At 62.1% G+C, this 22,434-nt stretch carries 19 protein-coding genes; 7 read left to right on the top strand and 12 right to left on the bottom strand.

Annotated elements, in window-relative coordinates; translation table 11 throughout:
* The first annotated feature begins 92 nt into the window (after window positions 1-92).
* Genes QN224_RS19705 through QN224_RS19690 form a run of 4 tightly spaced genes read left to right on the top strand, consistent with a single transcriptional unit; the run spans window position 93 to window position 3,650 of the window.
* Window positions 93-998: a metal ABC transporter substrate-binding protein gene (locus tag QN224_RS19705; protein ID WP_283978026.1), complete on the top strand. Its 906-nt coding sequence runs from the start codon at window positions 93-95 to the stop codon at window positions 996-998.
* Window positions 995-1,930, top strand: coding sequence for a manganese/iron ABC transporter ATP-binding protein (locus QN224_RS19700; protein WP_283978025.1), 936 nt, complete (start codon window positions 995-997; stop codon window positions 1,928-1,930). Before QN224_RS19705 ends, QN224_RS19700 begins: the two co-directional genes overlap by 4 nt.
* On the top strand, window positions 1,927-2,787 hold the full coding sequence (locus QN224_RS19695; RefSeq protein WP_283978024.1) for a metal ABC transporter permease: 861 nt from the start codon (window positions 1,927-1,929) through the stop codon (window positions 2,785-2,787). Before QN224_RS19700 ends, QN224_RS19695 begins: the two co-directional genes overlap by 4 nt.
* Complete coding sequence (locus QN224_RS19690; protein WP_283978023.1) at window positions 2,784-3,650, top strand: metal ABC transporter permease; 867 nt, start codon at window positions 2,784-2,786, stop codon at window positions 3,648-3,650. The genes QN224_RS19695 and QN224_RS19690 overlap by 4 nt, the downstream gene beginning before the upstream one ends.
* A 95-nt stretch (window positions 3,651-3,745) precedes the next feature.
* Here QN224_RS19690 and QN224_RS19685 read toward each other — a convergent pair whose 3' ends face one another.
* The 4 genes from QN224_RS19685 to QN224_RS19670 all read right to left on the bottom strand — a co-directional run bounded on the left by QN224_RS19685 (window position 3,746) and on the right by QN224_RS19670 (window position 10,102).
* Window positions 3,746-5,710 carry an acyltransferase family protein gene (locus QN224_RS19685; protein ID WP_336621119.1) on the bottom strand — a complete coding sequence of 655 codons (1,965 nt, stop codon included), beginning with the start codon at window positions 5,708-5,710 and terminating at the stop codon, window positions 3,746-3,748.
* A gap of 478 nt (window positions 5,711-6,188) precedes the next feature.
* A complete protein-coding gene (locus tag QN224_RS19680; RefSeq protein WP_283978021.1) occupies window positions 6,189-7,313 on the bottom strand; it encodes a mandelate racemase/muconate lactonizing enzyme family protein in 1,125 nt (374 codons plus the stop codon).
* Between the two features lie 139 nt (window positions 7,314-7,452).
* Window positions 7,453-8,958: an aldehyde dehydrogenase family protein gene (locus QN224_RS19675; protein WP_283978020.1), complete on the bottom strand. Its 1,506-nt coding sequence runs from the start codon at window positions 8,956-8,958 to the stop codon at window positions 7,453-7,455.
* Between the two features lies 1 nt (window position 8,959).
* The gene (locus QN224_RS19670; protein ID WP_283978019.1) at window positions 8,960-10,102 is read right to left on the bottom strand and encodes an iron-containing alcohol dehydrogenase; all 1,143 of its coding nucleotides are present in this window, start codon (window positions 10,100-10,102) and stop codon (window positions 8,960-8,962) included.
* A gap of 101 nt (window positions 10,103-10,203) precedes the next feature.
* Between QN224_RS19670 and QN224_RS19665 the strand changes: the two genes are divergently transcribed.
* Both QN224_RS19665 and QN224_RS19660 read left to right on the top strand, forming a co-directional pair.
* Window positions 10,204-11,115, top strand: coding sequence for a LysR substrate-binding domain-containing protein (locus tag QN224_RS19665; protein ID WP_283978018.1), 912 nt, complete (start codon window positions 10,204-10,206; stop codon window positions 11,113-11,115).
* Between the two features lie 116 nt (window positions 11,116-11,231).
* Window positions 11,232-12,119, top strand: coding sequence for a DUF6030 family protein (locus QN224_RS19660; protein WP_283978017.1), 888 nt, complete (start codon window positions 11,232-11,234; stop codon window positions 12,117-12,119).
* An 11-nt stretch (window positions 12,120-12,130) separates the two neighbouring features.
* On the opposite strand, the gene QN224_RS19655 is transcribed toward QN224_RS19660, so the two are convergent.
* A complete protein-coding gene (locus tag QN224_RS19655) occupies window positions 12,131-12,562 on the bottom strand; it encodes an Lrp/AsnC family transcriptional regulator (protein WP_173508846.1) in 432 nt (143 codons plus the stop codon).
* 119 nt (window positions 12,563-12,681) lie between these two features.
* Between QN224_RS19655 and QN224_RS19650 the strand changes: the two genes are divergently transcribed.
* Entirely contained in the window at window positions 12,682-13,785 is a 1,104-nt protein-coding gene (locus QN224_RS19650) for a saccharopine dehydrogenase family protein (protein ID WP_283978016.1), read from the top strand.
* Between the two features lie 469 nt (window positions 13,786-14,254).
* Here QN224_RS19650 and QN224_RS19645 read toward each other — a convergent pair whose 3' ends face one another.
* The 7 genes from QN224_RS19645 to QN224_RS19615 all read right to left on the bottom strand — a co-directional run bounded on the left by QN224_RS19645 (window position 14,255) and on the right by QN224_RS19615 (window position 22,310).
* Window positions 14,255-14,659: a F0F1 ATP synthase subunit epsilon gene (locus QN224_RS19645; RefSeq protein ID WP_173508844.1), complete on the bottom strand. Its 405-nt coding sequence runs from the start codon at window positions 14,657-14,659 to the stop codon at window positions 14,255-14,257.
* Between the two features lie 122 nt (window positions 14,660-14,781).
* A complete protein-coding gene (gene atpD, locus QN224_RS19640; RefSeq protein WP_173508843.1) occupies window positions 14,782-16,296 on the bottom strand; it encodes a F0F1 ATP synthase subunit beta in 1,515 nt (504 codons plus the stop codon).
* A gap of 23 nt (window positions 16,297-16,319) precedes the next feature.
* Window positions 16,320-17,204, bottom strand: coding sequence for a F0F1 ATP synthase subunit gamma (locus QN224_RS19635; RefSeq protein WP_283978015.1), 885 nt, complete (start codon window positions 17,202-17,204; stop codon window positions 16,320-16,322).
* A 27-nt stretch (window positions 17,205-17,231) separates the two neighbouring features.
* A complete protein-coding gene (atpA, locus tag QN224_RS19630) occupies window positions 17,232-18,761 on the bottom strand; it encodes a F0F1 ATP synthase subunit alpha (protein ID WP_283978014.1) in 1,530 nt (509 codons plus the stop codon).
* Window positions 18,761-19,327 carry a F0F1 ATP synthase subunit delta gene (locus QN224_RS19625; protein ID WP_283978013.1) on the bottom strand — a complete coding sequence of 189 codons (567 nt, stop codon included), beginning with the start codon at window positions 19,325-19,327 and terminating at the stop codon, window positions 18,761-18,763. Before QN224_RS19625 ends, atpA begins: the two co-directional genes overlap by 1 nt.
* A 250-nt stretch (window positions 19,328-19,577) precedes the next feature.
* On the bottom strand, window positions 19,578-19,964 hold the full coding sequence (locus QN224_RS19620) for a DUF4345 domain-containing protein (RefSeq protein ID WP_173508839.1): 387 nt from the start codon (window positions 19,962-19,964) through the stop codon (window positions 19,578-19,580).
* 141 nt (window positions 19,965-20,105) lie between these two features.
* The gene (locus tag QN224_RS19615) at window positions 20,106-22,310 is read right to left on the bottom strand and encodes a primosomal protein N' (RefSeq protein WP_283978012.1); all 2,205 of its coding nucleotides are present in this window, start codon (window positions 22,308-22,310) and stop codon (window positions 20,106-20,108) included.
* Between the last annotated feature and the right edge of the window lie 124 nt (window positions 22,311-22,434).

Raw genomic sequence — 22,434 nt, 5'->3', positions numbered from 1 at the left:
TGAAAATAGCTAGTTGCAAATGGTTCTCATTTGCATTGACTTATGCAAATCATTCGCATAGGCATAGGTTGGGTTAACTCGAGGAGTGACGGATGATCGATTGCACGAGGCGTATGTTTCTGGCGGCAGCAGCGGCGGCGGCCGCCTTTTCCTTCATTCCCGGCGCAGCGCTGGCCCAGGAAAAATTCAAGGCCGTCACCACCTTCACGGTGATTGCCGACATGGCGCAGAATGTCGCCGGCGACGCGGCAATCGTCGAATCGATCACCAAGCCCGGCGCGGAGATCCACAACTATCAACCCACGCCACGCGACATCCTGAAAGCGCACGACGCCAAGCTCATTCTCTGGAACGGGCTGAACCTGGAACTCTGGTTCGAAAAGTTCTTCCAGAACTTCGACGACATTCCCGGCGTCGTTGTCTCGGAAGGCGTCGAGCCGATGGGGATTGCGGAGGGTCCGTACACCGGCAAGCCGAATCCGCATGCCTGGATGTCGCCCTCGGCAGCGCTGATCTATGTCGACAATATCCGCGACGCGTTCGTGAAATTCGACCCCCGGAACGCCGAGACCTACAAGGCGAATGCCGACGCCTACAAGCGAAAGATCGAGGCGACCATCGCTCCGATCCGGGCGGAACTCGATAAGATCCCGGCGGAAAAGCGCTGGCTCGTCTCGAGCGAGGGCGCCTTCAGCTACCTGATCCGCGACTTCGGCATGAAGGAGCTCTATCTCTGGCCAATCAACGCCGATCAGCAGGGCACCCCGCAGCAGGTGCGCAAGGTGATCGACGCCGTGCGCGCCAATAATATTCCGGTGGTCTTTTCCGAGAGCACGATCTCGCCGGACCCGGCTGAACAGGTGGCGCGGGAGACCGGTGCGAAATATGGTGGCGTGCTTTACGTCGATTCCTTGAGCGAGGCCGACGGTCCGGTGCCGACCTATATAGACCTGCTGCGCGTTACCTCCGAAACGATCGCGAAAGGTCTTTCGCAATGAACCTTGAGGTGCAGGAGCGCGCCAAACCGGCGCCGGCATCAACGGACGAGGGTAGCGGCATCCGCGTCCGTGGCGCGACGGTGACCTATCGCAATGGCCACCGGGCGTTGCGCGACGCCTCCTTCGAGATCCCGACCGGCACGATCACCGGGCTCGTAGGCGTCAACGGCAGCGGCAAGTCGACCCTGTTCAAGGCGATCATGGGCTTCGTCAAGCTGGCGAAAGGCGAGATCTCGATCCTCGGGCTTTCGGTGCCGGCCGCACTGAGGAAAAACCTCGTCGCCTATGTGCCCCAGGCCGAGGAAGTCGACTGGAACTTTCCGGTTCTCGTCGAGGACGTCGTGATGATGGGCCGTTACGGCCACATGAACATGCTGCGAATCCCTAAGAAAGTCGATCATGACGCGGTCGAGGCCGCCCTTGCGCGCGTCGGCATGAGCGACTTCCGCAAACGCCAGATCGGTGAGCTTTCCGGCGGCCAGAAGAAACGCGTCTTCCTCGCCCGCGCGCTGGCGCAGGACGGCCGCGTCATCCTGCTCGACGAGCCCTTCACCGGCGTCGACGTCAAGACCGAGGATGCGATCATCCGTCTGCTCATCGCCTTGCGCGACGAGGGCCGCGTGATGCTCGTCTCCACCCACAATCTCGGCAGCGTGCCGGAATTCTGCGACCGCACCGTGCTTCTGAAGAACACGGTGCTCGCCTACGGTCCGACGGCAACCACCTTCACCCGCGACAACCTCGAACTCGCCTTCGGCGGCGTGCTGCGGCATTTCGTACTCGGCGGCGAAAGCCTGCACGACGATGCCGATCCGCGCCAGCTTGCCGTCATCAGCGACGACGAGCGCCCGCTCGTCATGTACGGCGCTCGGGACCGGATGGTCGCGCAGCCCGCAAAGCCGGAAACCGACCCTGAACCGGACGACAAATGATTACGGCGCTCATCGAACCCTTCACCTACAGCTACATGCTGAACGCCATGTGGGTGAGCGCGCTGGTCGGCGCCGTCTGCGCCTTCCTCTCGGCCTACCTCATGCTCAAGGGTTGGTCGCTGATCGGCGACGCCCTCTCCCACGCGATCGTGCCCGGGGTCGCGGGCGCCTATATGCTGGGTCTCCCCTTCTCGCTCGGCGCCTTCTTTTCCGGCGCGCTCGCCGCGGCCACCATGCTGTTTCTGAACCAGCGCACGCGGCTGAAGGAAGACACGATCATCGGACTCATCTTCACCTCCTTCTTCGGCCTCGGGCTCTTCATGGTGTCGCTGTCGCCAACCTCGGTGAACATCCAGACGATCGTGCTCGGCAACATCCTCGCCATCACGCCGGCCGACACGCTGCAGCTTGCCATCATCGGCGTTGTCTCGCTCGCGATCCTCTGGGCGAAATGGAAGGACCTGATGGTGACCTTCTTCGACGAGAGCCACGCCCGTTCGATCGGCATCAACACGACCTTCCTGAAGGTCCTGTTCTTCACCCTGCTTTCGGCCTGCACGGTCGCAGCCCTTCAGACCGTCGGCGCGTTTCTCGTCATCGCGATGGTCGTGACCCCCGGGGCAACGGCCTATCTGCTCACCGACCGCTTCCCGAAGCTGATCGCGATCAGCGTGGCGATCGGTGCGCTGACAAGTTTTGTCGGCGCCTATGCGAGTTATTTTCTCGATGGCGCGACCGGCGGCATCATCATCGTACTGCAGACGCTGATCTTCATGCTCGCTTTCGTCTTTGCCCCGAAGCACGGGCTCATCGCCGCCCGTCGTCGCGTGTCCGAGGCGCTGGAGGCGGTACGATGATCTCGCTCGACATGCTTCTCGCCGTCTTCGAATTCGAGTTCATGCGCAACGCGCTGCTGATCTCGGTCCTGGTCGCGATCCCGACGGCCATGCTCTCCTGCTTCCTCGTCCTCAAGGGCTGGTCGCTGATGGGCGACGCGATCTCGCATGCGGTCTTTCCGGGCGTTGTCATCTCCTACATCGTCGGCCTGCCGCTCGCCGTCGGTGCCTTTGCCGCCGGCATGTGCTGCGCGCTGCTCACCGGCTACCTCAAGGAAAACAGCCGCATCAAACAGGATACCGTAATGGGCATCGTCTTTTCCGGCATGTTCGGTTTCGGCCTGGTGCTCTACACCAAGATCCAGAGCGACGTGCACCTCGATCACATCCTCTTCGGCGACATGCTCGGGATCGGCTGGCGCGACATCCTGGAAACGGGGATCATTGCGTTCGTTGCCGCCGGCATCCTCGGGCTCAAATGGCGCGACCTGTTGCTGCACGCCTTCGATCCGGCCCAGGCGCGCGCGGTTGGTCTTCCGGTCGGATGGCTGCATTACGGCCTGCTTGCGATCCTGTCGCTGACGATCGTCGGCGCCTTGAAAGCCGTCGGCCTCATTCTCGCGATTGCCATGCTGATCGCTCCCGGCGCGATCGCCTTTCTGCTCACGCGCACATTCGGCGGCATGCTGATCGCCGCCGTGATCGTCGCGGTCTTCGCCTCCTTCTTCGGCGTCTACCTGTCCTTCTTCATCGACAGCGCGCCGGCGCCGACCATCGTAATGCTGATGACGGCGATCTTCCTCGCTGCCTTCGCCTATTCCACCTGGAAAACGGCGCGCCTCACCGACGCATTGGATTCAAAGCCCCAGCGCTCTCATGAGTAAGTATCCACCCCGGCCACGCCGGGGCGGAAATACTCGTCCGGTCGCTCTCCAGTCAGGCGCTCATATGCTTGTTGCCACGTCTTTGAGCGTGACTTTCATTTAAGCGCCAACGGTTTCGCGTCGCGGAATATCGGCGCAAGCTGACGAGCAAGCTCTTCGCTCAACGTGCGCATATAGGTGGCTGTTACATGATGCTTGTCGTAATAGACCTGTACATTGCCAATGACCGCAGGGCACATTTCAGCGGTGCAGAAATAATCGGAAAAGTCCAGAAAATGCAGGTTTTCATTGAAGGAGACCGCGCGTGTCGGACTGATCGGAGCGAGCACCAATTCCCGCTGAACAGCGCATTTCGGCGAGAAACGACCATTGATTTCCACGCATTCGGGCACGTCAAAGCCAAACCAGGGCGTGTCGCGCATTGCCACGACCGGAATTCCCGCCGCCGCCAGCCTCTCCCATTGCCGTTGATAACCAGCGGGAACTTCTTCGATGCCATCGACCACCCGGGTGGACGTGGTGAAAATCAGATCCGGCTTCGTCGACAACAATCTTTCCATCAACAGTTCGTTCCACTTGGTGCAGGCGTCCCGATGTGCCGACGCCTCGGAGGTCTCCTGCGAACCCAGCGCGCAACTGCTCTTGGTGTAGGTGACAATTTTCCAGTCCGGATACCGCTGCAAGACGCCCTGCAGCGCCGGTAGCCAATGCACGCTGTGCGAGCCGCCAACGAGCGCCAGAGTGTGGCTCGCCTCTCTCGGCCCGTAACTGCAACTGAGCAAGGCGGCTCCCTGCAGGGACTGGTGGCAGCCGTCCCGATACACGTCTGCATCGTCCCATGTTACGGTCATGGGCCCAGGGTGGACGGGGATATCGCTCGAACCCGGCGCGAGACCTTTGATCGCCGCACCGGGATAACGCTCGGCATCGGCGACACGCAGTTGCTCCTCCGTCGTGCTTTGACCGGCCTCCACTCTCCAGACGAACAGGCCCGCAGCGATCACAGTAAGGGCGATGATCGTTCCGAACGCCGTCTGCAACGGGCGGTCATCATTCTTCCGTCCGCGAAAACGCGCCTCCACGATCCGCGTTGTGAAATAGGAAAGGACGATGGAGACGAGCAGGACGACAATGCCCGCTATGGGACCGGCCGAGGTTTGATACGAGTAGGTGAGATAGAAGACCAGGATTGGCCAATGCCAGAGATAGAGGCTGTAGGATATGCCCCCGAGCCACACGAGCGGCCGCGCGGCCAGCAGTCTTGCGACACCGAACCGCAACGGCGGGCCATCGCCACAAACAAGAATTGCTGCGGCGGCGAGCGTCGGCCAGAGGGCGGCGTAGCCGGGAAAGACAGTCGATATCTCAAGCAAGATGCCACAACTCAGAATCGCCGCGAAACCGATCCACCCGCCGATCGTCCGCTGCATTGGCGACAAATTGATACCGGGCAGCAGCAGGCGACTGATCCCACCAAGTGCGAACTCCCAGATCCGCGCAAAGGTGTCGTAGTAGGCGAATGCCTGATTCCGGGACGTGCCGTAGATCGAGTAGGCAAGCGACAGGGCGAACACACTTGTGAGAAACACCAGCAGGTCGATGCGCGATGGTCGGCGCCATATCGAGGTAAATATGGCAACAGCCGCTGCCAGAATCAGCAGGCATTGGACCTGGGCGGACATTGCCCAGTAATGCTGGACCGGACTTCCCACCTCGTCTCGTGCGAGATAGTCGATCGCCGCGTCCGCCAGAAACCAGTTCTCGAGATATAGCGAACTGGCCACAATCTGATGCATGCCGGTTTGCCATCGCATTCTCGGCAGCCAAAACGGCGCCGACATCGCGATCACGGCAAGCACCAAAAAGGACGCGGGCAGAAGTCGACGTGCCAATTTGGTGGCAAAGAGGATCAGATCCACGCGATGCTTGGCTTCGGCCTGTCGCGCCAGCGATCCGATGAGCAGATAGCCGGAGACGATGAAGAACACATCGACACCACCAGAAACCCGGCCGATCCATATATGATATATCGCGACCAAAAGTGCGCCGATTGCCCGCAAGCCCTGAATGTCGTCGCGCCGTGGCGCAGCGCTTATATTCGACTCGGCTATTGGTTTACGTCGGGCGTGGTGATCAGGTCGGGATGCCAGGGCAGCCTCGGCAGAGCCTCGAAACCGCTTCGTAGATCCGGTCGCCAATCCGCGTCACTCTCTCGAGATCAAATTAGCCCATCCTGCATCAGCAGCTTAAAATGCTGCACCGCACAAAACAATGTCAAGGCCGGGGATCGGAGATACGGTTCACTTTCGGCGTCGAGTGTCACAAAGGTTGATAGGTCTTCTGTCGATCAACCTCTGCGATCGCAATCTGTGCATCGTTTCAGACGCACAACATCGCCGCAGAACTTTGATTTGCTGCGTGTTTTGTCCTTAAAGCTGCGATTTAGGAAACATGCGGTAGACCAGAAGCTTAGCCGCCCTCGCGCCTCAATCCGTTGTGAGATTTCGGTATGAGTAAAAGTGCAGATCGGGCGATGCTTCAGCCGCTCCGCGTCGCCTTCAATCTCTCCTCGTCGAGCGCGATGCCGAGGCCGGGCGCTTCGCCAAGTTCCAGCCAGCCGTTTTTGTGCCGCAGCGGAGCCGCCATCGGATAGTCGCGCCGCTGCTCGCTCCACTCCGGATTGTCGTAAGGGTATTCGAGCCACGGCGCATCACCCACCCCTGCGGTCAGATGAGCGTTCGCCAGAACGCCGATGCCATTGGTCCAGGAGTGTGGAGTGAACATCACCCCCGCCTCGCGCGCCTGCCAGGCGAGCCTGCGGCAGCCGGTAATACCGCCGACCAGCGCCACGTCCGGCTGGATCACATCGAAGGCGCGCTCCTCGATGATGTCGCGGAATTCATAAAGCTCTCGTGTCATCTCGCCGCCGGCGATGCGCACGGAAGTCGCGTCGCTCAACCGGCGCATGCCCTTGCGGTCGGAGCGATGCAGCGGCTCCTCCATCCAGTAGATCCCTAGGCGCTCCAGTTCCTTCGCGACCGCCAATGCGTCCTTGAAGGTCCAGGCAAGCGTCGTATCCCAGGGCATGCGCCAGCCCTGATTGCAGTCGACCATCAGCTCCAGCTGGTTTCCGACGCGGGTTCGGATCGCCTCCAGCGCCCGCACATCCTCCCGCCAGCCGTCGCGCCCGCCGGCGGAGGAGGTGAAGCGAACCTTCATTGCCGGAAAACCCTCCTCCAGATAGCTTTCGGCCTGGGCCGCCATCGCGCCGGGATCACGAAGCACGCCGGAAGAGGCATAAAGGCGCACCCGGTCCGCCCGGCCGCCGAGCATGCGCCAGACGGGCTCGCCAACGGCCTTGCCTGCGAGATCCCAGAGCGCCAGATCCATCGGCCAGCAGCGGCCATAGTGGAAGTTGATATGCGACAGCACCTCGTAGTGCCGCTCGAGATGGCGCGGATCCTCGCCGATGAAGAGGCCTTCGTGGCCCTCGAAGCCTTTCATCAGGTCACCCGAGCCGATGCCCTCGCGGCCTTCGTCGTCGCGCACCCGGACGATCGTCGCGTCGAACTGTTTGCGCGGGCGCCCGTCCCAGCTTGCTTTGAACGGCGGATCGAGCGGCAGACGGTGGTGGGTGATCTCGATGGAAACGATCTTGCTCATGGCTCCTCCGATCCGCCTCTTTGTTCTTACGTCTTGCAAGTGGCTACAGCGCCGCGCGTCCAATCAGACGCGCAAAGGTCGCTGTAGAACTTTAAATTTCTGCATGTTTTTGTCCTTAAATCGATTTCGATTTAAGGAATCATGCGGAGCCAAACTGCTGCCAGATGGTCTTGTAGTCGCAGTATTTGTCGATCGCGTGCGCAGAACGGTCGCGACCAAAGCCGGATTGCTTGAAGCCGCCGAAGGGCGTCGCGAAACTCGACATGTCGTAGGTGTTGATCCACACCGTGCCCGCGTGGATCGCTTCCGAGAAGCGATGCGCCCGATCCATGTCGCGGGTGAAGACGGCGCCCGCCAGTCCATAGACCGTGTCATTGGCGATCCTCAGCGCCTCCTCTTCCGTTTCGAAGGGAATGGCGGCGAGCACCGGTCCGAAGACTTCCTGGCGCGCGAGCTTCATGTCATTGGTGACGTCGACGAAGACGCCCGGCGAAACATAATAGCCTCCGGTTTCGTCCATTACGCGTTCGGCACCAAAGACACGGCGTCCACCCTCCTTCTCGCCGGCCGCAATCATCGAAAGCACCTTTTTCATGTGGTCCTCCTCGATCAGCGCGCCGATCTGCGCCGAAGGGTCGAGCGGATGGCCGAGCGTAATCTCGCGTCTGGTCACCGCCTGGATCTTTTCGATCAATGCTTCCTGCACCGAGCGCTGGACGATCAGCCTCGTCGATGCGTGGCAGGTTTCGCCGGAATTGTAGAAGCAGCCCCAGGCCGCCGCACTCGCGGCGGCATCGAGATCGGCGTCCTCGAAGACGACCAGCGGCGACTTGCCGCCGAGTTCCAGCGCCACGCGCTTGACGTTCGACTGCGCCGCATAGCCCATGATCAGCTTGCCGACTTCGGTCGAGCCGGTAAAGGCGATCATGTCGACATCCATGTGCAGCGCCAGCGGTTTGCCGGCCTCCTCGCCGTAGCCGGTAACGACGTTGAACACACCCGCCGGCAGCCCCGCTTCGATCGCGAGCTCCGCGAGCTTGATCGCCGAGAGCGAGGATTGTTCGGCAGGCTTCAGCACGACCGAATTGCCCGCGGCGATCGCCGGCCCGAGCTTCCAGGCGTCGATGATCAGCGGATAGTTCCACGGCGTGATCGCTCCGACGACGCCGAGCGGCACTTTCCGCACCAGAGCCCGGGCATTCGGTCCCGTCGGCGCGATCTCGTCATAGAGCTTGTCGATCATCTCGCCGTAATACTGGATGCCGTCGGCTGCGAGCCGGACATCGACATTGAGCGATGCCATGATCGGCTTGCCGACGTCGAGCGTTTCCAGCATCGCAAGCTCCTCGCCGTGTTGCCGGATGAGATCCGCCCATTTGAGCATGTTCTTCTTTTTCTCCCGCGGTTCCTTCTTGCGCCAGATGCCGCTCTCGAACACGGCGCGGGCGGCCGCGACAGCCGCATCGACATCGGCACCGCCGCCGCGGGCGAGTTCCGCGCCCGGTTTTCCATCCATCGGCCGGGTGCGCGTGAAGGTCGCGCCGGACGCCGAGGGCCTGTGCGCGCCGTCGATGAAGTGCCGCCCCTCAGGTTTCAGTCCCGCCAAAAGGTTTTCCCAATAGGCGCGTGTATATTCTTGGGTCATCTCATTGTCCTTTCGCCAGCGCCATCATCCTCGCCGCGAACCGGTCTATATCGCCATCGGCCACCTCACGGATCGTCGAGCGGCGCATAGGCTGGTTTTCCGGGGCACTCATTTCGCGAGCAAGATCGGCCGTGGAAAAGGCATCGAAGGCCTTCGGCAGCGTGCGGGCAACGCCGCAGCGGTCCATCAGATTGGAGACGAAGGTCGGAAAATCGGCTAGCCGATCAAGGCCACAGGCCTTGGCCGCACGGTCGAGATCGGCCGTGTTCGCTTCCACAAGCCAACCGATCGTCGCTTCGAAGCCAAGCGCTGTGGCAAGCCCGTGATGCACCGGAGCGAGCCCGGCCAGCGCATGACTGATATTGTGGGCAATCGCCGTGCCGCAATTGTCGATGGCAATGCCGGCGTAACAGGAGCCGAGCAGCACCTTGCCGCGCGCTTCCAGATTGGCGGGTTCCCTGATTGCCGTTTCCAGAGCGCCGGTGATCAGCCGCAGCGCCTCATGAGCATAGAACTGGGCGCCAGCATGCGTGTTGCGGTTGGTCGCCGCCTCGAAAGCGTGGACGAACGCATCGAGCCCGCACCAGGCGGTGAGACCGGCGGGCAGGCTCACCGTCAGCGATGGATCGAGAAGCACGAGATCGGCCTTGGTCTCCGCCCCCCAGATCCAGAGCTTCTTGCCTTCCGGCCCGGAGAAGATGTTGGTGGCGGAGGTCTCCGATCCCGTGCCGGCGGTCGTCGGCACCAGGATCTTCTTCAAACGATCTTTCGGCAGCGGATTGGCGGCGAGCGCATAGTGCATCGGATCCCGGCCCGAGGCGGCGCAACAGGCAACGATCTTGGCGATGTCGAGCGCCGAGCCGCCGCCGATGCCGATCACGAGATCGGACCCCGTCACCGTTTCAAGCGCCGCATGAAGGTGGGCGAGTTTCGGCTCTCCGGTGAAATCGGAAAAGACGCGGGCGGGGATGTCCTCCCGCTCGACGGTTCTCATGATGTTTTCGGCGAGTCCCGACCGTGCGAGGAAGCCATCGATGACAATGGTCGCGCGCCGCGCTCCAAGAGCTTTCGCGGCCTCGCCGATCGCCTGATGAATATTGTCTCCGAAGCGGATTTCCGGAATGAAGGAGGTGGAGAACTGCACGGGTCGTGTTCCTGGCTGGCCTTTGTCGCGGCTTTACCCTGCAACACAATCTGATATTTTCAAATCCGGTGAATTTTCAGCCTTTTTGATAACCTGAAGTCATGGAAAACCGTCTGCTCGATCGCATCCCGCTGGAAGCCTTCCGCGTCTTCGACGCCGCCAGCCGGCACATGAACTTCTCCCGGGCCGGGCGGGAGCTCAACATCACCCAGGCGGCCGTGAGCCGGCGCATCAAGACGCTTGAAGATCATCTGGGCAGTCCGCTGTTCAGCCGCCGCGGCAAGAACCTGGAACTGACACCGCAGGGGGAACGGCTTTTCCAGCGGGTACGCGCCTCGCTCGATTATCTGGAGGAAAGCCTTGAACCTTTCCGTGGCGCCGCCGGTCAGGTGATCTCCATCGCCGCCAGCGGCTCGGTCTCCCATCTCTGGCTCGGCACACGACTGCGCGAATTCGGCAAGGAGAACCCGGGCATATCGATCCGTCTCCTGACGACCGACAGCCCGTCCGAGCTTGCTTCGGAAAATAACGATCTGGTCATCCTCTATTCGACCGGGGACCATCCGCGCTGGTCGCTGACTTTGCTGATGGCCGAAGAGCTGGCGCCGGTGGCCTCGCCCGAATACCTCGCCGCCAGGGGCCTCGACGCGCCCGAGCTGCGGCCAGAAACCATCGCGACGCTCGATCTCATCGATTACGACCGCTTCAATGCCCACTGGATTTCGTTCCAGAAATGGTTCGAGCGGATCGAGCGCTCTCGGAACGGCGCGAAGCCGCGCCCGAAATATACGTTTTCGACCTATGTGATGGCGATCGATGCGGCATTGCGCGGCGACGGCGTGGCGCTCGGTAGCCTCGGCCTGGTGCGGGAACATCTCGACGATGGCCGTCTGGCGATGCTCGGCCAACGCAGCCTCGCCTCCGGCTACGGCTATTATCTCGGGCTGCCGCGCAACCGGCCGTCAACGGACGAGGTGCTTCGCCTCCATGCAGCACTGAGCAGGCCGGCATGAACGGCGTGCCTCACATGGACGGGCGGCTCCGGCGCAGCGAAACTTTGGCTGCGTGCTCTACCGTGCTCACGATGTACGTCGGCCGGGCGCTTTTCAAGACGGAGCGCTGACGCCGGATGGAGAAGAAGCAAAAAGGCCGTTCCGGCATCGCCTTTTTCTTCCTCGCCGTGGGGCTCGTCTTCACGGCGATCCTCGCGACCGTTCTTCTTGCCAACGAGCAGCGCAACCTGAAACAACTCCTCGCGGTTGCCGGATTGCCGACGACATTCCTGGAGGAGGCGAAGCAGGAGACGAAGCAAGCCGAACCGGTGCGCGAATTCCGCAAGAAGCCGGAACCGCCGCGTATGTTGCTGCCGGCCCGGACCTTTGAGGATCTGCATACACCGGAACAGCAGTTTCTGCGCGAGATCCGCAGCGACCCGCGCGCGCTTTGCGAAGGCTTGCGCGAGGCGGGCTTTCGTGAACTCGAGTGGAAATCTGCGGAGAGCGGCCGATGGGAATGCTCGTCGCTCGTGCCGCTTGCCCGACCTGGCGAAGACACCCCCTCGTCGATCTTCATCTTCGTCAAAGGCAGTGGCGAAGACGAGATCACCTCGTTCCGCGTGAAGCTGAACATCGAACGCCCCGATGACACGCAGGCCGTCACCAGCGCCGCCGCCAAAGCCGCCTCGGTCTTCCTGACGCAGGTCCGCTGGGCGGACAGTGAAGGCATCGCCCTGCGGATCCAGGCGCTCAAGGAATTCGACCTCAAACGCTTCGGCAGCCGCATCCAGTTCAAGCAGGAATCGGGCGACGTTCCCCGCTACAATTTCCTCGCCAACCAGGCGGCGCGAACACGGCCGAAAAGTATCGCCGAACGCTTTTTCGATCGCGGCAAGTGGCTCACCCCGGGCGACGGTTCGGCGGTTTCCTTCGTGCGCGGTCCGGCAGCCTGGAACGTGCCGGACGCAGTACCTGAGCAAAGCGGTGCTTCTCAATCCGCGAGCGAACAGCCGAAGCGTTGAAATGCCACGGCTCAGCGGTCGATGCGGGTGGAAAGAATGATCGACGACAGCGTCTTCTCGACCCCGTCGATTTCGCCGATGCGATCGATCAGAAGGTCGAGTTCGCTGATCGAGGCCGCCGCGACGATCGCAATGAGATCGAAACTGCCGCTGACGGAATGCAGCGTGCGGATCTCGCGGATGGCGCCGAGTTCGGGAGTGACCCGGCTCAGCGCCCGCGGCGCGATGGTGATCAGCACATGCGCTTTCACCAGGCCTTTTTCATAGCTTTCCGAAAGCCGCACGCCATAGCCGGCAATCACGCCCTCGCGCTCCAGTCGCTCGATTCGCGCCTGTACCGTCGTGCGAGAAAGCCCAAGCCGACGCGCGATCGTCGCCGTCGGCATGCGTGCATTCTCGCTCAGGATGGCCAGAAGTTCGCGGTCCTTGCCGGTCACTTGCATATCGTCGACTCCTTTTGGCGAATTGCCGAAAGTTGATTGGCGATTTAGCCATATTGACGCTTCAAATCAACGTATCATCGAGGGAAAATGGGTCTGAAGCTCATACCCTGGGGAAAAGAATGAAAGACATTGTTGTCATCGGTGCCGGCAAGATCGGCTCCACCATCGCTCGCATGCTGGCGCATACCGGCGACTATCGCGTCTGCGTTGCCGATCGCAGTGCCGAGCAACTGCAACAGGTCGAAAAGCACGACGCGATTTCGACCGCGACCATCGACATCGGCGACAGGAAGGCGCTCGTCAGTCTGCTGACCGGCAAGTTTGCGGTACTGAGCGCCGCTCCGTTTCACCTGACGGTCGCCATCGCCGAGGCCGCTTCCGAAGCCGAAATCCATTATCTCGACCTGACCGAAGACGTCGAATCGACCCGCCAGGTCAAGGCGATCGCGGCCAAGGCGAAGACCGCCTTCATCCCGCAATGCGGCCTTGCGCCCGGCTTCATCTCGATCGTCGCCAACGATCTGGCGAAGCGCTTCGAGACGCTCGAAAGCGTACGCATGCGTGTCGGCGCCTTGCCGCAATATCCGTCGAACGCCCTCAACTACAATCTGACCTGGAGTACGGACGGCGTCATCAACGAATATATCGAGCCTTGCGAAGCGATCGTCGAAGGTTCGCTGATCGAAGTCCCGGCGATGGAGGAGCGTGAGGAATTTTCGCTCGACGGCGTCACCTACGAGGCCTTCAACACCTCCGGCGGCCTCGGCACGCTCTGCGAAACCCTGAAGGGCAAGGTCCGCACGCTGAACTACAAGACCATCCGCTATCCCGGCCATGCCGCCATCTTCAAGGCGCTCCTGAACGACCTCGGCCTGCGCCACCGCCGCGAGGTGCTGAAGGACATTCTAGAAAATGCCCTGCCGACCACCACGCAGGACGTCGTCGTCATCTTCGTCACGGTCTCCGGTTTCCGCGAAGGCCGCCTGGTCCAGGAGACTTACGCCAACAAGGTCTATAGCGGCGTCGTCGCCGGACGGATGCAGAGCGGCATTCAGATCACCACGGCAGGCAGCATCTGCGCCGTTCTGGACATGCTCGCTGACGGCAAGATCGCGTCGAAGGGCTTCATCCGCCAGGAAGACATCGCGCTCGACACTTTCCTTGCCAACCGCTTCGGTCACTACTACGCGCAGAAGCACGAGACGGAGCGCGCCGCAAGCTGAGCTTTCGTCGGCGCGAAACGCGCGTCCTCAGGATGAAACCCAGAAATGCCCGGATCACCTCCGGGCGTTTTTCGTTCACGGCGAAAATCTTGGACATGGTCGTCAGAAAGCGTGCGGACTCCGCCTCGCAGCGCTCCCAAACCTGGCGTATCGATGATTGTCGATTGGTCCGATCCGAGTCCATTCAATCGCGACGAGCTCGCCGGTGCGATTTCCCTAATTCGGGCCTGCCGGCCATCTGCTCCCCGCAAACGGGGCGGAGATGACTCGCGGCAAGCGCCTTCCCTCCCCCGCCTGCGGGGGGGAGAGGGTCAGGGTGAGGAGCAATCTCCCCCCGCGTTAGCAAAGCCGAGCTGCCGCGCGCTCGACAGACTTCGAACGTCGCCATGGCCGACAGCGGTGATTGAGCACAAAAAACCCCGCTCGAGGCGGGGTTCGATAGGCATTATCCCTTGTCGGGATGTCCCTTTCAGGCAGGGATGACGATCTCCCCGAGCTTCGTCAGTTCGGCGATGAATTGCTCGAGACGAGTCTTCTTCTCGTCGCCCGCACCCTCCAGTTCAGCACGAACTGCTTCGATGCGATTCTCCAGCACCGTGGGGTCGAGTTCGTCGACGTGGACGGCGGACTCGGCAAGCAGCGTGCAACCAGTCGGCAGGATGTCGGCGAAGCCGCCGAATACCGCAAAGCGTTCGGTCTTGCCGTCAGCCGTCTTCACGGTGACCACGCCCGGCTTGACGGTCGTCATCGTCGGCGCATGATTGGCCATCACGGTCATCTCGCCCTCGGTTGCAGGGATGACAACTTCCGTCACCTTTTCCGAAAGCAGCAGGCGCTCGGGGGAAACAAGTTCAAAATTGAAACTGTCGGCCATGACCATTCACTTCTGGTGCGCGCGCCACACAGGTGGCTGCGGCTGTGCATGTTCTCTGCCGCTTGCCGCGGCAGGATGAAAACCGTGGCGCGAAGTGCCCGCGCCACGGTTCACGATGCTGTTTAAGCGGCTTCGGCAGCCAGCTTCTTTGCCTTCTCGATCGCTTCGTCGATGGAGCCGACCATGTAGAAAGCAGCTTCCGGCAGGTGGTCGTATTCACCGTCGACAAGGCCCTTGAAGCCCTTGATCGTGTCTTCAAGCGCAACCAGCTTGCCCGGCGAACCGGTGAAGACTTCGGCGACGAAGAACGGCTGCGACAGGAAGCGCTCGATCTTGCGGGCGCGGGCAACCGCCAGCTTGTCTTCTTCGGAAAGCTCGTCCATGCCAAGGATGGCGATGATATCCTGAAGCGCCTTGTAGCGCTGCAGCGTCGACTGCACCTTGCGCGACACCTCGTAGTGCTCTTCGCCGACGATCATCGGGTCGAGCATGCGCGAGGTCGAGTCGAGCGGGTCCACGGCCGGGTAGATGCCCTTTTCGGCGATCGAACGCGACAGAACGGTCGTTGCGTCGAGGTGGGCGAACGAGGTCGCCGGCGCCGGGTCGGTCAAGTCGTCAGCCGGGACGTAGATGGCCTGAACCGAGGTGATCGAGCCCTTGGTCGTCGTGGTGATGCGTTCCTGCATCGCGCCCATGTCGGTCGCGAGCGTCGGCTGATAACCCACGGCCGAAGGAATACGGCCGAGCAGCGCCGACACTTCCGAACCCGCCTGGGTGAAGCGGAAGATGTTGTCGACGAAGAAGAGAACGTCCTGGCCTTCGTCACGGAACTGTTCAGCGACCGTAAGACCGGTGAGCGCGACGCGAGCGCGGGCGCCCGGCGGTTCGTTCATCTGCCCGTAGACGAGAGCAGCCTTGGAGCCTTCGCCGCCACCGTGCTTGTTCACGCCCGATTCGATCATTTCGTGGTAAAGGTCGTTGCCTTCGCGGGTACGTTCACCGACACCTGCGAAGACCGAGTAACCGCCATGCGCTTTGGCGACGTTGTTGATCAGTTCCATGATCAGAACGGTCTTGCCGACGCCTGCACCGCCGAAGAGGCCGATCTTGCCGCCCTTTGCATAGGGAGCGAGCAGGTCGACGACCTTGATGCCGGTGACGAGGATCTGTGCTTCCGTCGACTGCTCGACGTAGGCCGGTGCTTCCTGGTGGATCGCGCGGCGTCCCGAGGTTTCCAGCGGACCGGCTTCGTCGACCGGCTCGCCGATGACGTTCATGATGCGGCCGAGGGTTTCCTTGCCGACCGGAACCGAGATCGGGCCGCCGGTGTCGGTGACCGACTGGCCGCGAACCAGACCTTCGGTCGAGTCCATGGCGATCGTGCGGACGGAGTTTTCACCGAGATGCTGCGCGACTTCGAGAACGAGGCGGTTGCCCTTGTTGTCGGTTTCCAGCGCGTTCAGGATCTGCGGGAGTTGACCTTCCTCGAAAGCGACGTCGACGACGGCGCCGATAACCTGCGTGACGCGACCGACAGCGCCGGTAGCCGCAACGACTGTCTTGGCGGAAGCTGCCTTACGCGGTGCAGCGGGCTTCTTCGCCGCTGCGGTTTCTTTCGGGGTAGCTGCCTTAGCCATAATTCTTACCCTCTTTCGTAACCTTAGAGCGCTTCCGCGCCAGAGATGATTTCAATGAGTTCCTTGGTGATCTGCGCCTGCCGCTGACGGTTGTAGTTGAGCGTCAGCTTGTTGATCATCTCACCGGCATTGCGCGTCGCATTGTCCATGGCGCTCATCTTGGCGCCCATTTCGCCTGCCACGTTCTCGAGCAGAGCCCGGAAGATCTGCACCGAGATGTTGCGCGGGATGAGATCGGTCAGGATGGCGCCCGCGTCCGGCTCGTATTCGTAGATCGCCGATGCGTCCGCAGTCTCGGCAGCGGATACATCGCCAGCCGACGCCGGGATGAGCTGCTGCGCGGTCGGAACCTGCGAAATGACGGACTTGAACTCGGAGTAGAACAGCGTGCAGACATCGAACTCGCCCTTCTCGAAGAGCCCGATGACCTTGTTTCCGATCTGATCGGCGTTTTCGAAGCCGATCTTCTTGACCTCACGCAGGTCGACGCGGTCGATGATCAGCGACGCGAATTCCCGCCGCAGGATATCGAAGCCCTTCTTGCCGACGCAGATGATCTTCACGGTCTTGCCGGCCAGAAGCAGCTTGCGCACATGATCGCGGGCAAAGCGCGCGATCTGCGAGTTGAAGCCGCCGCAGAGGCCGCGTTCCGCCGTGCAGACGATCAGGAGATGCGTATCGTCCCTGCCGGTTCCCGTCATCAGCCGCGGCGCGCTGTCGTCCGCACCAACCGCCTGGGCGATGTTGGCGAGAACGGCAGCCATACGCTGCGAATAAGGCCGGGCGGCCTCGGCCGCCTCCTGCGCACGCCGAAGCTTCGCCGCGGCGACCATCTTCATCGCCTTGGTGATCTTCTGCGTCGCCTTGACGGAGGCGATCCGATTTTTCAGATCCTTAAGTGAAGGCATCCGTTGTCCGTCCTAAATGAAACCCGCTCAGGCGAAAGACTTGGCGAAGCTGTCGATTGCAGCCTTCAGCTTGCCCTTGGTGTCGTCGGAAATCGCCTTTTCCGTGCGGATCGTCTCCAGCACGTCCTTGCCTTCCGAGCGCAGATAGGAAAGCAGGCCTTGCTCGAACTTGCCGACCGCATTGACCGGCAGCTTGTCGAGGTAGCCGTTGACGCCTGCGAAGATCACCGCGACCTGCTCTTCCGTCTTCAGCGGCGAGAACTGCGGCTGCTTCAGGAGTTCGGTCAGGCGGGCACCGCGGTTGAGGAGGCGCTGCGTCGCGGCATCGAGGTCCGAGCCGAACTGGGCGAAGGCCGCCATTTCACGGTACTGGGCGAGTTCGCCCTTGATCGAGCCTGCGACCTGCTTCATCGCCTTGATCTGCGCCGAGGAGCCGACGCGCGAAACCGACAGACCGACGTTAACGGCCGGACGGATGCCCTGGTAGAACAGGTCGGTTTCAAGGAAGATCTGGCCGTCGGTGATCGAGATCACGTTGGTCGGGATGAACGCGGAAACGTCGTTGCCCTGCGTTTCGATGACCGGCAGAGCCGTCAGCGAGCCGGCGCCCTTGTCGTCGTTGAGCTTTGCAGCGCGCTCCAAGAGGCGGGAATGCAGGTAGAAGACGTCGCCCGGGTAAGCTTCGCGGCCCGGCGGGCGGCGCAGAAGCAGCGACATCTGACGGTAGGCGACGGCCTGCTTGGAAAGGTCGTCGTAGCCGATCAGCGCATGCTTGCCGTTGTCGCGGAAGTATTCACCCATTGCGCAGCCGGCGAACGGAGCGAGATACTGCATCGGAGCCGGATCGGAGGCGGTAGCAGCAACGATGATCGAATACTGCAGCGCGCCGCGCTCTTCGAGAACCTTCACGAACTGCGCGACGGTCGAACGCTTCTGGCCGATAGCGACGTAGACGCAGTAGAGCTTGTCCTGCTCCGGGCCATTGTCGTGGATCGGCTTCTGGTTCAGGAAGGTGTCGAGGATGATCGCGGTCTTGCCGGTCTGGCGGTCGCCGATGACGAGCTCGCGCTGTCCGCGGCCGACCGGGATGAGGGCGTCGATCGCCTTGAGACCGGTCGACATCGGCTCGTGAACCGACTTGCGCGGAATGATGCCCGGAGCCTTGACGTCAACGCGGGCGCGTTGCTTGGCGTTGATCGGGCCCTTGCCGTCGATCGGGTTGCCGAGCGCGTCGACGACGCGTCCGAGCAGCTCCGGACCAACCGGGACGTCCACGATGGCGCCGGTCCGCTTGACGGTGTCGCCTTCCTTGATGTCACGGTCGGAACCGAAAATAACCACACCGACGTTGTCGGCTTCGAGGTTCAGCGCCATGCCGCGAATTCCGCCCGGGAATTCGACCATCTCGCCTGCCTGTACGTTATCCAGGCCGTAGACGCGGGCGATACCGTCACCGACGGAAAGCACCTGGCCGACTTCGGAGACTTCTGCTTCCTGGCCGAAATTTTTGATCTGATCTTTGAGAATTGCGGAAATTTCCGCGGCGCGGATATCCATCAGCCGACCTCTTTCAGTGCAAGCTTAAGGGTAGAGAGTTTGGTGCGAAGGGAGGTGTCAATCTGGCGGGACCCGACCTTGACGATCAGACCTCCAAGAATAGACAGGTCGACGGTGACGTTGACCGCCACGTCTTTGCCGGTGACGCCCTTGAGCGTCGCCTTCAATTCAGTTTCCTGCGCCGGGGTAAGCGCATGGGCCGACGTGACGTCGGCAGAGATTTCACCACGATGGCGCGCGGCAAACAGGCGGAACGCCTTGATGACGCCTGGCAGCACAAAGAGGCGGCGATTGCGCGCGACAACCTTGAGGAAGTTGCCGACCAGCCCGGTAAAACCGGCCTTCTCCACGATCGCGGATATAGCCTTGAACTGGTCGTCGGCAGAAAAGACAGGGCTGACGATCAGCCGCTTGAGATCGTCGCTCCCGTCGATCAGCGCCTGGACGCGATCGAGATCGGCGCCGATCGCTTCGATCGAACCGGCTTCGAGGGCGAGTTCGAAGAGCGAGGACGCATATCTTTCTGCAACACCGGAAATAAGCTGGGATGTGTCTGCCACGGGCACAAGCTTCTCTCAAATTCATCCAAGAACGTCAGCTGCGGCGAACCGCTGACTTAACATCTTGAATTTGCTGCAATAACTCGCAGGATATCGAGGCCGTTGCGACCCAATTCCCCCGCAATTCGCGGTTCGTCTAGCATAGGATGTTTGGACTCGCAACACGCCAACGGCAGGAATGCGGCATAAGTCGACCCTGTGGGGCGAATTTTGCCGTAAATCCCGAACGGAACGTCGAAATCGCGCCGACGCGCGTTCAGATCAGCCCGAAAACGTAAGCAAGCGGCAGGATCGCAAGCACCGCCTGAATGGCAAGGGCGATCCAGTTGAAAAGTGTCCCGCCATTGTCGCTCATCATCGACAATATCCGCCCGAAGGCGGCGAGCGAGAAGGCGGCACCGACGGCGAGATAGACCATCGGCTGGGCGAGCAGGATGGCACCGAGGCCGAGGCCGAGATGCATGCCGCCCATCGTGGAGCGGGCTTCCGCAAGACCGCCGCGGCGCCCCTCTGCAATACCGATCCCGGCCGCACGAAAGGCAAGGCGCGGCGCAAAGAGCATGACGAGGCCGATGAGTGCGGCGGCCGCCGCCGCGCAAAATGCCAGCAACTCCCCGGTTTCCGTCGGAATGTAGAGCTCCATGCCGTCCCCGCTGATGAAATCATCCTCATTGCGCCGCGTGGTTCTTTGCAAGCGCCGCGCCGGGGAGGTCTAGCGCATGTCGTCGCCGATGTGAATCCGCTCCGTGCCGTTCACGCCATCGATCACAGAAAACTCTGGGGATCACAGAAAACTCTGGGGATCGATGTCGAGTTGCACGCTGATCGATCCCCTCTCTTTCGGCCCGCCCGCAATCATCGCTTTGACAAAGGCTTGCATGTCGCTGTTGCGCCGCCCGTGGACGAGCAACCGGAACCGGTGCCGCCCGCGAATGAGCGCGAGCGGTGCTTCGGCCGGGCCGAGAATTGCAATGCCGTCGACGCGCGGGGCAGCCATGCGCAAGCCGCGCGCATGGCCCTCGGCGTCGTTACGCGAATCGGCCGAAACGATGATCGAGGCAAGCCGGCCGAAGGGCGGCAGGGCAGCGCGCTCCCGTTCATTGATCTCGCGCTCGTAGAAGGCGTCCGAATCACCGGAAACGATCGCCTGCATGACCGGGTGCTGCGGCTGGTAGGTCTGCAGCAGGCCAAGGCTCTTCAGGCCCGTCCGCCCGGCGCGACCCGTGACCTGCGAGAGAAGCTGGAACGTCCGCTCCGCCGCGCGCGGATCGCCGTTGGCGAGGCCGAGGTCGGCGTCGACGATCCCGACCAGCGTCATCATCGGAAAATTATGGCCCTTGGCGACGAGCTGGGTGCCAATGACGATATCCGCTTCGCCGCGTGCGATCGCTTCCAGTTCCAGCCGCAGTCGCTTAACGCCCATCAGATCGGACGAGAGCACGATCGTCCGAGCCTCGGGAAAATGCCGCTCGACCTCCTCGGCGATGCGCTCCACCCCGGGACCGCAGGCGACCAGATGATCGAGCGTGCCGCATTCGGGGCAGGCTTCCGGCGTCCGCTCCGAATAGCCGCAATGATGGCACTGGATCTGGCCGCGGAAGCGGTGCTCGACGAGCCAGCTCGAGCAGTCCGGGCATTGGAAGCGATGGCCACAGACGCGGCAGAGCGTCAGCGGTGCATAGCCGCGCCGATTCAGGAACAGGAGCGCCTGTTCGCCGCGGCCGATCGCCTTTCCGACCTGGTCGAGGAGTACCGGCGAGAGAAAGCCGCCGCGCTCGGGTGGATGGCGGCGCATGTCGACGACGCCGAGATGTGGCAGCGCCGCATCGCCGAAGCGCGTCGGCAGGTGGATCGGCCTGTAACGGCCCATCTCGCCGTTGACCCGGCTTTCGACTGATGGCGTTGCCGAGACCAGCACGACCGGAAAGTTGCTGATCCTGCCGCGCACGACCGCCATGTCGCGGGCATTGTAGAAGACGCGGTCCTCCTGCTTGTAGGCGGGATCGTGCTCCTCGTCGACGATGATCAGGCCCAGGTCCTCGAAGGGCAGGAACAGGGCCGAGCGGGCGCCCGCGACGACACGCACCTGGCCCGTCGTCACCTGCCGCCATACCTTCTCGCGTGTTCTGGGCGCGAGATCGGAATGCCATTCGGCCGGCTTCGAACCGAAGCGGTCCTGGAAGCGTTCGAGGAAGCTTGCCGTGAGCGCGATTTCCGGCAGCAGGATCAGCACCTGTTTGCCGGCACGCAAGGTCGCGGCGATCGCCTCGAAATAGACCTCGGTCTTGCCGGAGCCGGTGATGCCATCGATGAGGGAAACGGAGAACTTTTCCTCTTCCACCGCCGCCAGCAGATCGACTGCGGCATCCTTCTGCGCGCCCTCCAGCCGGGGAGCTGCGAACTCCGGATCGGGCAGTGCGACAACGGGCGGCGGCGGCATGAAGACGGTTTCGAATACGCCCTGTGCGGTAAGGCCGTCGACGACACCTGAAGAAACGCCCGCCGCATGCGCGAGCCCGGATCGCGTCCAGGAAAAGCCGTCGCTCGCCGCCGCGATGACGCGTTCCCGCGCCGAGGTCATGCGCTCCGGCCGCATGTCCGTGAGGCGCAGCGCTTCCACCATCGGCTCGGGGTCGAAAGCCGCAGGCGCGCGCAACGCCATGCGTGCCACAAGGCCGGGCGGTGTCACCGTGTAGGCCGCCACCCAGTCGAGAAAGGCGCGCATGTCGCCCGTCAGCGGCGGACAGTCGAAAACCTTCTCGATCTGCTTCAGTTTCCTCGGATCGACCATGCGGTCATCGGCGCCGTCCCAGACGACGCCCACGACCAGGCGCGGTCCGAGCGGCACCTGCACGATCGATCCCGGCTCGACCGCCATGCCATCCGGCACCACATAGGAATAGGCCTTCGCCGCCGGCATCGGCACCAGGACAGGCACGACGCGGCGATCAATTACGGCCCCGAATAAATCGGTTGAATCAAGAGTCATTTTGCCGTGACCTTGCCACCGCTTTCAGTTAAAGAAAACTGCGCAGCGAACCGCTGCCTTGTGGATAGCAGGGTTTGTCACGGTTCCATCAGAGTTTCAACGCGCGCGGTTTCTGCCCGCGGAT

The sequence above is a fragment of the Sinorhizobium sp. 7-81 genome, from assembly GCF_030124405.1.
Classification (GTDB): domain Bacteria; phylum Pseudomonadota; class Alphaproteobacteria; order Rhizobiales; family Rhizobiaceae; genus Sinorhizobium; species Sinorhizobium psoraleae.
The sequence above is the reverse complement of the archived record's forward strand: the minus strand, read 5'-3'. Positions and strand labels throughout refer to the sequence as shown.